The 10,126-nt window shown below is 56.1% G+C and carries 11 protein-coding genes and 1 pseudogene; 5 read left to right on the forward strand and 7 right to left on the reverse strand.

Translation table 11 applies throughout. The features are described 5' to 3' along the window. Nucleotides 1–88: 88 nt before the first annotated feature. The 5 genes from COMA1_RS14485 to COMA1_RS14505 form a co-directional block, all read right to left on the reverse strand. Entirely contained in the window at nucleotides 89–739 is a 651-nt protein-coding gene (locus tag COMA1_RS14485; protein WP_090749734.1) for a hypothetical protein, read from the reverse strand. Beyond that, entirely contained in the window at nucleotides 736–2,016 is a 1,281-nt protein-coding gene (locus COMA1_RS14490; protein WP_176698080.1) for a DUF6754 domain-containing protein, read from the reverse strand. The genes COMA1_RS14485 and COMA1_RS14490 overlap by 4 nt, the downstream gene beginning before the upstream one ends. 5 nt (nucleotides 2,017–2,021) lie before the next feature. Beyond that, entirely contained in the window at nucleotides 2,022–3,146 is a 1,125-nt protein-coding gene (locus COMA1_RS14495; protein ID WP_090749736.1) for a hypothetical protein, read from the reverse strand. A gap of 72 nt (nucleotides 3,147–3,218) precedes the next feature. Further along, nucleotides 3,219–5,060, reverse strand: coding sequence for a glutamate mutase L (locus COMA1_RS14500; protein WP_176698081.1), 1,842 nt, complete (start codon nucleotides 5,058–5,060; stop codon nucleotides 3,219–3,221). After that, on the reverse strand, nucleotides 5,057–5,428 hold the full coding sequence (locus tag COMA1_RS14505; RefSeq protein WP_090749738.1) for a hypothetical protein: 372 nt from the start codon (nucleotides 5,426–5,428) through the stop codon (nucleotides 5,057–5,059). Before COMA1_RS14505 ends, COMA1_RS14500 begins: the two co-directional genes overlap by 4 nt. Before the next feature lie 202 nt (nucleotides 5,429–5,630). Between COMA1_RS14505 and COMA1_RS14510 the strand changes: the two genes are divergently transcribed. The 5 genes from COMA1_RS14510 (at nucleotide 5,631) to COMA1_RS14535 (ending at nucleotide 7,943) form a co-directional block, all read left to right on the forward strand. After that, complete coding sequence (locus tag COMA1_RS14510; RefSeq protein WP_090749741.1) at nucleotides 5,631–5,909, forward strand: toxin; 279 nt, start codon at nucleotides 5,631–5,633, stop codon at nucleotides 5,907–5,909. Next, nucleotides 5,910–6,236, forward strand: a complete 327-nt coding sequence (locus tag COMA1_RS14515; RefSeq protein ID WP_090749742.1) for a hypothetical protein — start codon at nucleotides 5,910–5,912, stop codon at nucleotides 6,234–6,236. Nucleotides 6,237–6,681: 445 nt separating this feature from the next. After that, a complete protein-coding gene (locus tag COMA1_RS14525) occupies nucleotides 6,682–7,278 on the forward strand; it encodes a porin family protein (RefSeq protein ID WP_090749746.1) in 597 nt (198 codons plus the stop codon). A 151-nt stretch (nucleotides 7,279–7,429) separates the two neighbouring features. Further along, entirely contained in the window at nucleotides 7,430–7,702 is a 273-nt protein-coding gene (locus tag COMA1_RS14530) for a BrnT family toxin (protein WP_090749748.1), read from the forward strand. Next, complete coding sequence (locus tag COMA1_RS14535) at nucleotides 7,689–7,943, forward strand: hypothetical protein (RefSeq protein ID WP_218055396.1); 255 nt, start codon at nucleotides 7,689–7,691, stop codon at nucleotides 7,941–7,943. The genes COMA1_RS14530 and COMA1_RS14535 overlap by 14 nt, the downstream gene beginning before the upstream one ends. A gap of 238 nt (nucleotides 7,944–8,181) precedes the next feature. Here the strand turns inward: COMA1_RS14535 and COMA1_RS14540 are convergent. Further along, nucleotides 8,182–8,850: pseudogene (locus tag COMA1_RS14540) on the reverse strand (IS30 family transposase); the annotation flags it as partial. A 41-nt stretch (nucleotides 8,851–8,891) separates the two neighbouring features. Continuing rightward, a protein-coding gene (locus tag COMA1_RS14545; RefSeq protein ID WP_407921304.1) for an IS3 family transposase occupies nucleotides 8,892–10,066 on the reverse strand; the annotation gives its coding sequence in 2 pieces (ribosomal slippage) (nucleotides 8,892–9,790 and nucleotides 9,790–10,066; 1,176 coding nt in all). Between the last annotated feature and the right edge of the window lie 60 nt (nucleotides 10,067–10,126).

The raw sequence follows: 10,126 nt of genomic DNA on the forward strand, positions 1-10,126 counted from the left end.
TTGGGGTTTCGAATTTCCGGTCCCGCCGAACCCGAAACTATCGTTCTGCATGCGATAGTGAGAAACGAGAGACGAACGAGGTTTCACGTTACTCTTTTCCCCCACCCAGATACGACCGTTCCACGCCGAAGATGATCTTGAACGACAGGGCAATGGCCCCAAGACTGACTCCGATCAGAATGGCTCGACGCACGGACGAGTTGAGTACGTTTAAAATCCACGAAGACACGTCGCCGCTCAGAGGAATCAGATACTCACCCAGCGGCACCCGCCCCATCATCACGATCACGGCCGCCACCAGGAGCACCGCCGCTTCACGGCTTCTCGCCCTGAACGAACGATAGGCCGCCGACGCGATAAAGAACGCCAAGATGGCGAACATCGTGCCTTGTAACGGCACCATCATGAAGTTGTAGACCCAGCCGAAGGCCGTCATCGTGCCATCGATACTTTCTTTCCCATTGGCCCAGAGCCCAACCGCGATTGTGCCGAGCATGCCGACATAGAGAACGAGGCTATACCCCCAACCTGCTTCCTGGCGTTTGATCTTCACCGCATGTTGATGGAACAGACTGGTCACTCCCAAGATCAACGCAAACCCGCCGACGATCTGCATCCACTTTGTGGCAGACGTGAGCATCTGCTCAGAGGCCGGATGCGGCACATAGTACTGCGCGGCAAATAACAAGCCTGTGACCAATGTAATGAGGAGAGGAAGCTGTCGGCGCAGAAAAATCATTTCAGGTCCCTCATGAGATCGAGAAAGAACTGCGGCCATTGCGCCCCGGTGACGACTCCCACGGTCGCCAAGACGGTTCCCACAGCCAGCGCCGCCAGAATCACGGCCTTCCCGATATCTTGTCCGCGCAGGGTTCCGATCTGGACCGACTCTTTGGAAAGGTAGGCGCTGGCTGCGTAGAGTTCCTCACCGATCAGAGTGTAGTCGCAGGTCGTCACGAAGAAGGGCAATTGGTGGTCCGCATCGGTTCCGGCGATTTGAATGGCCCCGGTACTCGCTCCTGTTTCCGTCAAGAGCAACGATTCGGCAAAATAATGACCCATAAAAAAATTCGCCGCGGGCTTTTTGCGCAACATGATGCCGTCCACCGCCGCCGTATAGCTGAACTGATCCGATGTGATAAAAAAGTTCGCGTCCTCCTTAAAGAGGTCCGGCTTCCCCGCTTCCAAATACGCCTGTTTCGTGATCTCTTGGCAGACCGCCATCGTGATCGGCTCGCGATGAGGCACCATCAGTTCCGTCTCATAGAGCGCCGCCCGTTTGGCCACCTTCCCGAGAATGACCGCTGCGGCGATCGTCGAAGGGTCGTGCAGATCATGAGCCCCGGTGAGATAGAGAATCGGCTTGCCCAGCTCCGTCGCCCGGCCAATGGCTTCATCGACGGCATCCAACCCCGGAATGCGGCGCAGAAAAATCTCGTGCCGCTTGGCATAAGTGATCGCAAAGAACACCAGACCACCGAATGAAAGACCGATGATCAAATTATTGAGCTGGTTCCAGTTGAACCAGTTGGCCGTCGGCGTCGCGACCTGGACGGCACTGAAGAGGCGTTGATCAGCCTGCATGGCGGCTACTGCCACGGCATAGGGCTGATCATTCTTGACCTCCAGACCCTTCGTACTTTTCACCATCGCCTGATGCCACGTCTTCTCCGCCGTCCTGGTCCACCAAGCGGTTTTTACATCTTTGACATACTTGGCATTGGATGGAAATTCTGCAACGACCGTCAACTTCTGAGGATCCGTCGTGGAGGCATCACCGACTAGCACCTGAAATCGGACATCCGGACCATCAGTCGGCAGAGGCGCCCACTGAACGGTGAGGCTTTCTCCTCCGTCGTTCGGCGTATCAAAAACCCGCACCTCCTGTGGTACAGTGATCAGAGGCTCTGCCACGGCATGTGACGCCAACACACCCGTCATCCAGCCAATCGCGAATAGCAACCGACAGGTTGAGCGAGCATACCAACGTTTGACGAGATACGCTTCACGCTTCACGCAACTCATGCCCCTTCAATCACTTCGATATTCGTCCGTGGAATCACGGCGGTCTTTCCGTCGGCAAATGTGACCTCCAAGATGCGCACCTCACTCTCCGTAGCAATCTTCGTCAGCTCGGACGGGAGCCCCGACACTTCACCGATTCGCCCAAACATCGGATCTCGGATGATCCGAACAGGATCACCAAGGCTGATGCCTTCCCGCTGCGATTGGCTGACAGTCTTCGCCTGCCCTTCCCCCTGTGGAATGATAATCTCCGGGCGAATGACGCCTGCCCTGATCTGTGTGGCCCCGGAGATCGAGGCTTTCCGGCCGGCATGAGCTGCGAGGAGCTTGAACGTTTTTGCGGCCATCGGAATGGTCCCAAACCCCTCGGTCAGGATCAACGTAAACCCCACCTGCTCGGTTCCAGTGATGGCCACACCCAGGTCATAGCCCAACAACGCACGGAGGTCTTCGTCATGAATCCCACCGACCACCACACCAGCCACACCAACAGCTTTCGCCTGTTTCATCGTCTCAGCGGAAAGAAATGAGCCTCCCACCACTACCTTCCCCTTCATGGCGGACGTGAGATGATTCGCCGTCAATGGTTCGTCCGGAGCTGTTACCGCAACCACAATGTCGCCGGACGTCTCCCCACCAATGCCGAAAATCCCCTGGACGAGACTACAGGTCGTCTCAACCACGACACCTTGCTGTGGAATCGTGTCGGTAATTGTGCCATCCACATAGGCCAGCAGCTCCAGCACTCGCGGCGGCTCACGTAACAAAACCTGGCCGGTGACAGACGAGATGGATTCGATCGTGCCGGAGACCGGCGAGCGAATTTCCGTCTTAAACCATTTGATCAGCGGTTGATTCTCCGCCAAGACCTCGTCTTTGGTGACCACATCACCTTCTCGTTTGGTCAAATACCCTTTCATCTCTCCTGGAGTCACGCTGAGCTGATTGGCAAGATTGATCGGGAAGACTTTTCCAGGCAACTCAGCTTTGGCCACCACCTGATCGGACCGGACTCGATCACCGACGGCCACCAAGACTTTCCCTGGGAGCGGCAGCATGCGGCGACGGTGGATCACCGTGCGGTCAGTGACTGTCAGGCCGGGTGTATAGGAGTGCGCCATGCTAGCAATAGTCTTGCGTGTTGAGGACTGAGTGCTGAGCCAAGAGCGTGCCTCGGATATCTGTCTCAGTCCTCATTGCTCGATACTCGGGCCTGGGTAGAGCCCAACGGCGTTGAACCATTTCGTGAGGGACGCCACACGAGCCTCTTGCTCAGCCGGCAGTTTCAGTGGCCGTCCTCGGCCATCGAGCAAGAGTCCCACGACGCCACCATGGACCTCTTTGGTCACAGTCACACCTGCTCCGGCACCCATGCTGACACCTTTGGCAGGCTGAACTTTGATCGTGGCCTTCTGCTCAGAGTCCAACGGTAACAACTTCAACTCGCCGAACTTCAATTGTTCCTTGGTGAGCTTCCCATCGGGCCACGTAATCTCAACATCAGCGCAGACATCACCATCTTTCCCTTGTCCAATCGGTGCCATGCAGGTCCCGAGATAAACCATGCAATCTCGCACGAACACGTCGGTGGCGGCCTGTTCGTTGATCGTCGACAACACCCCGAGATGTGGCATCATAAAGATGCTGTCGACCGACAATCTCGTACAGCCCATCGGTTCATAGGCATCGACCATCATCAGCATCGATTGGATCCGGCGTGGCGCATGAGAGAGAATCCCGCCGCTCCCGACGATCAAATCCAGCTTCAACATATCGATCAGCGACTTGCCGGACGTTTGCTGTTCAAACACATCAGAGATCGTCCGTTCCTGCTGCACACCCTTCAATCCCGTGGCCAGCGACTTGTGATGAATCAAGGCCAGCCGCAAGGCTTCACGCGCGATCGCTTGCTCGATTTGCAACTCGTCAAGCGTTTGCGGAATGGTCGTCGGACGGATCATCTTGTTCTTGATGCGATTGCGCAGCGTCTGTTCATCGATCGTGAACGGCACCCATCGCATGATATTGGCGAGTCCCGCTTCAGCCAGAACATTCGACACACTGTAGGACATCCCAAGATTGGCACTGACCGTCCGATTGAATACCCCGTCGAACACGGAAAACACGTCGGTCGTGGCTCCACCGATATCGACACCGATCAGGTTGAGATGCTCCCGCTTGGCAATGGCCTCCATAATGAGGCCGACTGCGGCGGGAGTCGGCATGATCGGCGCACCGGCCATCTCGATCAGCTTCTTATAGCCAGGGGCCTGCTGCATGACATGTTCGAGAAACAGATCATGGATCTTGTTCCGAGCCGGCGCGAGATTCTCTCGCTCGAGCACCGGACGAATGTTGTCCGTCACGACGAGTGCGGATTTCGCTTCAAGGATCTTTCTGACTTGTGGTTGCGCTTCCTTGTTGCCGGCATAGATCAACGGCAACTTGTACGTCACGCCGAATCTCGGTCGCGGTTCCGCCGCCGCCACATACTCGGCCATCTCCACCACGTGATTCACCGCTCCACCGTCCGTTCCACCGGCCATCAGGATCATGTCCGGTCTCATCGAGCGGATCCGTTCGATCTTTTCATGCGGCAAACGCCCATCATTCGCCGCCAATACATCGATGACAATGGCCCCGGCTCCCAGCGCCGCCCGTTGCGCGCTTTCACCCGTCATATTCTGCACGACACCGGTCACCATCATCTGCAGGCCGCCGCCCGCACTACTGGTAGAAATATAAATGTCGACACCCGTCTTCTCATCGCGGCAAGGCGTGATGATCTGATCACCATCCAAAATCTTACGCCCGGACAGTTCTTCAATTTCCGCGATGGCGTTCAGCACCCCGCGTGTGACATCTTCGAACGGAGCCTCGACGGTCGTCGGTGCTTCACCACGATAGGTCTGTCGATAGGTATCCCCAACTTTCTCGATGAGAATGGCTTTGGTGGTCGTACTGCCGCAATCAGTGGCGACAATGACGTTGAGGGGATGATCGATCTTTGGAGAAGTGGAAACAGAAGCCGTCATTGAGCCGTTGCTCCCTGTGGAGCAGACTTGGTTTCAATGATGGCGATGAGACGAGTCACTGTATCACGTCGTTCGAGCAAGCGAGCGACCTGTTCAACTTCCTTAGTATTGAAGGCACAGTCAAGGATGGGGGTCAGGAAATGGAGCGCCTGGCTTCCGAGAAAATTCATCGGCCCCATAGACTCCAAGAACATCGTCGCCGGCGCCGCCATCCGACGATTGACAATGACGTCGGCGATGCGCTCCAGCAATTGGACATCTTCTATCGCGAGGGGTTGGTCATCCGGCTGCACGGCAAAGGCGTGGCGTAGACCGGCTCGAAGTTGAGCCAGTTTTCCAACTGCACTTCCAGTGAAGAATGATCGCATAAGTATCGGTTGGATAAAGGAAACCAAGAACGGGTCGCATTATATGAAGGGGGTGGAAGAGAGTCAATTCACCTCTGGAGCGAAGAGATCGGTAACAATCACAAGTTTCCTCCCACACAATCGTTATGATTCGAGATGTACATCACAATATGGTATCTTCTGGCAGTGATGACATTAGGCACACATTGGTCTAGACTACCTCATGAAACCGTTTCGCTGGAGCCATGAGAAAAACGAACGACTGAAAGCTGAACGGAATATTTCTTTTGAGGAGATCGTGCTGGCCATTGAAGCCGACGGATTGCTTGATATCGTGGCACACTCCAATCCCAGCAAATACCCTCACCAACGAATGTTTATTGTCTCGGTTGAACACTATGCCTACTTGGTTCCGTTTATTGAAGAGGCTGACCACTACTTCCTCAAGACGGTTATCCCGAATCGGAAGGCGACCCGTGATTACCTGAAAGGTGGTGCATAGATGAAAAAACGCCGATACACTTATGAAGAACAAGTCACCAGAGACTACGAGAACGGCCAGTTTAAGTCGATGACTCCTTCAAAGTCCGACCTCAAGCGATTTAAAGAGGCGGCCCGGGCGACGTTCATCAAGAACCGGAGGGTCAACGTGAGGTTGTCTACACCCGATTTGATAGATATTCAAACCCGTGCAGCTGAAGAAGGGATCCCATACCAAACGCTCATTGCCAGTGTGCTGCATAAGTTTGTAACTGGTCGATTCACTGAGAAACCATCGCGGCTCACAACGCGGGAGAGCGGACGAACCAAACGACGCCGTGCTGCCTAAGACTTAGGCTCATTGAGAAGTCTGATGGCCACGGCACTTATCACACGTAAGACTATTGCTGAAAAGCTTGCCGCTCACCTACAGCATGAGTTGCCACTGGGCAACCTCGTAGCCTGGGCGGAATCGGCTTGAAATGGACGAGGAATTCGATCCGGCCTATCTTCCGACCTTCGTGATGTTGTGGCAAGAATTGGCGTCGCCGACATACGCGCATTCGGTCTCACCTGGGAGGATTGCGAATAACTCCTTCCCCAGCCAGACCATTGCGAACAAGTCAGCATTGTCGCTCGGTAATTTCCTCTCTCATCCCACCAAAAACTTGTCCTGACCCATCTCATCATCTAACTGCATTATTTTTTCTATCAGCGTTTACGCTGACAAGTCACCCACGTCTAATGACTATGACTGTGGACAATGTCGTAATCTTACAGGGAGGCCGGGTGTGATGATGAAACCATGGAAACGACAGATAGTACTGACGACTCTTGCCCTTGTGCTAGCGGGAATGTTGTACGAGGGAGTGACAAAACCAGCTGCGGCGGAGGGGATCTTCGACGACGTGAATCTTGGGCTGCTCTCCATCGGCGGTCGTGCGACATACTTTGATCCCAAAGATGGGGACGCGAACTGGTTCGGCGGAGGCCAGCTTCGCTTGCACCCATTCCAATTTCTCGCCGTCGAAGGTTCTGTCGATTATCGCACGACAGACATCAGCTCCACCACTGTCCGAACCTTTCCCGTTCAAGGGTCCGCCTTGATCTATCCCTTTGGCACCAAACGGCTTTCCCCCTTCATTCTCGGCGGCGCCGGCTGGTACTTCACCAATGTCGAAGGCCCTCATGGTTTCGACAAGACGCAACATCGGTTCGGCGCACATGCCGGAGTCGGCCTGCAGCTCTTTCTCAGCGAACATCTCTCGCTCGACGGCACCTATCGCCATATCTGGCTTGAGAAGATCGACTCAAAGGATGCGTCACTGCGCGATAAGCAATTCCAGGATAACGGGCACATGGTGACCTTCGGGTTAAACTTACATTTCTAGCCTTGCCGACGTAAGCTCATTCAGCTCAGTGTTATAACGCATCGCCGTAGCCAACCCGCGGCGATTGGTTTAAACTCGTCTGTATGAGTACGACCGTAGGTCTAGCCTGAGCGCAGATTGCTAGGCAGAGGAAAACAGCCTGGATTTACATATGAAATTTGAGTGGGATCCGCGCAAAGCCGAGAGCAATCTTCGCAAGCACGGAGTCTCGTTTGACGAAGCAGGTTCGGTCTTTCTGGATCGTCTAGCCCTTTCAGGCCCCGATCCAGATCACTCAATCAGCGAATTGCGGTATATTACCTTTGGGATGTCTCGCTTAGGTCGGTTACTGGTTGTTTCACATACATATCGAGCTGCTGCCATTCGAATCATCAATGCCCGTCGCATGACACGCAGCGAAAGGAAATTATATGAAGAAGGATAAAGCCGATATGCGTCCAGAGTACAAGCGCTCGGACTTTACAAGACTGGAAAGAGGAAAGTTTTATCCGGCAGTAGCGGCAGGAACTTCGGTCGTCTTGCTGGAACCTGCCATTGCCAAGGCCTTTCCTACCTCAAAGGCGGTTAATGAAGCACTGGCCAGCTTACTCGTATCGACTGAGAAAACAACCCGCATAACCCGGTGCTCAACTCGGTCACGCAGAAAGACTGCACGCACGGCATAACGCTGGGTTAGCTATTCTCATAGGAATAGCACCCGCGTGAGAACAGCAGGGCTTATTCATTAGATGTGCACATTCGGCCACACGAGGGACGACTGTGAACAGCCCCTCACCCAGCTCGACTACTCCGCACAGACCAGCATCGTCAGACAGTAGTTTTCAGTTCATTACTCCCATATCCCAAATCAGGTTACCAACAAGCATGCCTCAGAACCGACCACGATCAAATCACCCGGCGGTTTCAAGTTCCAAGTGCACCGGGTGACTCATGACGCAGCTGTGTGAAGACCTCCAGCGGCGTGGCAAAGTTGAGACACTTGCGTGGGCGCGTATTGAGCCGATGCGCGATGGCGTTCAACGCGCGCTGGGTGTACATCGACAGATCCGTGCCCTTTGGCAAGTACTGGCGCAGCAGGCCATTGGTATTTTCGTTGGTCCCACGTTGCCAGGGGCTGTGCGGATCAGCAAAGAACACCTGGATCGAGAGACGGTGCGCCAACCGCTCGTGTGCTGCCATCTCTTTACCCCGGTCGTACGTCAGCGTTTTCCGCAGCGGGGCAGGCACATGCCGGAGCTTCTTCGTGAAGCCCTGGGATGCACTCGCGGCATCCGTACCATCCATTCTGGCCAGCAAGACCAGGCGGGTCGTCCGCTCCACCAGCGTGCCCACGGCCGAGCCGTTACGGGCGCCTTTCAGCAGGTCGCCTTCCCAGTGGCCTGGCACTGTGCGGCTGGCCACGTCTGTGGGGCGCTCGGTAATTGGCGTGATGTTGGGGAGCTGGCCCCGACGATCGATGCCCCGCGCTCGAGGCCGACGCGTTTTGCGCGCCTGACGCAGTGCCGCCAACAGCTCGGTCCGCAATGCCCCTCGTGGCAACACATACAGACCCGCATAGATGGTTTCGGCAGACTGACCCCGGTTGTCAAGAGTGGACGCCATGAATGACAGTCTCACGCCGCCGACTGTTGACGGGCCCACCGTTGGGCAAATGCCGCGGGCGAGCGATTCCCCAGCCGGGAATGCCGTCGCTGGCGGTTGTAGAACACCTCGATGTATGCTGTAATCTCTTGCCGAGCCTGCTCCCGCGTCTCATATCGTCGGTGATGCACCAGCTCAGTTTTCAGTGTTCCCCAGAAACTCTCCATCGGTGCGTTGTCATAGCAATTGCCCTTGCGACTCATGGAGGGGATCATGCCGAACTGCCGCAGCTGATCCTGATAGTCGTGGGCACAATATTGAGACCCACGGTCGGAGTGGTGGAGCAAGCCCGGGCGTGGGCGTTTCGCCCCGACCGCGTTCCCCAAGGCGTGGCGCACCAAGTCCGTCGTCATCCGGGCCCCCATGGCATACCCGACGACCTCACAGGTATACAGATCCTTGACCCCGGCTACATACAACCACCCTTCCCCTGTAGGAACATAGGTGATGTCGGTGAGCCAGGTCTCATTCGGGCGTGTCGCGGTGAACGTTTGTGCCAAGCGATTCTCCGCCACCGGCAGGTGATGCGCCGAATCCGTGGTGATCGTGAACCGTCGCACCGGTGTGCAGCGCAGGCCCAGTTTCTTCCGCAGCCGCTTGATACGGCCGATCCCAGCTGGAAAGCCGTCTTCACGCAATTCCGCTTGGAGGCGCTCCGGGCCGTACGTGTGTCGGGTCCGCACGTGTGCCGCCTGAATCGCCACTTCCAGCCGCGCATTCTCCTGGGCGCGTGTCGACGGACGCCGATGCTGCCAGGCATAGTAGCCGCTTCGGGACACCTCCAGCACCCGACACAACAGAGTCAACGGATACTGGAGACGCAGCGTCCTCATGAGCGCGTACCGGGCAGCTGCGCCTTGGCAAAGTACGCGGTGGCTTTTTTTAAGATGTCGCGCTCCATCCGCGCTTCCGCAAGATCCCGTTTGAGCCGAGACACCTCGGCCTCCAGCTCCGTCACGGGCCGTCGGCTCTCTCCCAGCGTAGTGAGCTGGCCCTGCCGAGCCCGACCCACCCAGCGCTCGAGCGTCCTGCCCGACATGCTCAGGCGCCTGGCGGCCTCCGGAATCGTCACCTGCTGTTCCAGGACTAGCCGCACGGCCTGCTCTCGGAACTCCTTCGTATACTGCTGTCGCGGGACCTGTTCCATCTCACACCTCCAGCCCTCTCATTCTAGGTTGAAGGCGTCCACTTTTTCGAGCTTACCTCA

The organism is Candidatus Nitrospira nitrosa, from assembly GCF_001458735.1.
GTDB lineage: Bacteria > Nitrospirota > Nitrospiria > Nitrospirales > Nitrospiraceae > Nitrospira_D > Nitrospira_D nitrosa.

Coding starts and splice junctions, on each gene's coding strand:
- COMA1_RS14485 (WP_090749734.1), bottom strand. CDS start 739: ATGATTTTTCTGCGCCGACAGCTTCCTCTCCTCATTACATTGGTCACA.
- COMA1_RS14495 (WP_090749736.1), bottom strand. CDS start 3,146: ATGGCGCACTCCTATACACCCGGCCTGACAGTCACTGACCGCACGGTG.
- COMA1_RS14500 (WP_176698081.1), bottom strand. CDS start 5,060: ATGACGGCTTCTGTTTCCACTTCTCCAAAGATCGATCATCCCCTCAAC.
- COMA1_RS14505 (WP_090749738.1), bottom strand. CDS start 5,428: ATGCGATCATTCTTCACTGGAAGTGCAGTTGGAAAACTGGCTCAACTT.
- COMA1_RS14510 (WP_090749741.1), top strand. CDS start 5,631: ATGAAACCGTTTCGCTGGAGCCATGAGAAAAACGAACGACTGAAAGCT.
- COMA1_RS14515 (WP_090749742.1), top strand. CDS start 5,910: ATGAAAAAACGCCGATACACTTATGAAGAACAAGTCACCAGAGACTAC.
- COMA1_RS14525 (WP_090749746.1), top strand. CDS start 6,682: ATGATGAAACCATGGAAACGACAGATAGTACTGACGACTCTTGCCCTT.
- COMA1_RS14530 (WP_090749748.1), top strand. CDS start 7,430: ATGAAATTTGAGTGGGATCCGCGCAAAGCCGAGAGCAATCTTCGCAAG.
- COMA1_RS14535 (WP_218055396.1), top strand. CDS start 7,689: ATGAAGAAGGATAAAGCCGATATGCGTCCAGAGTACAAGCGCTCGGAC.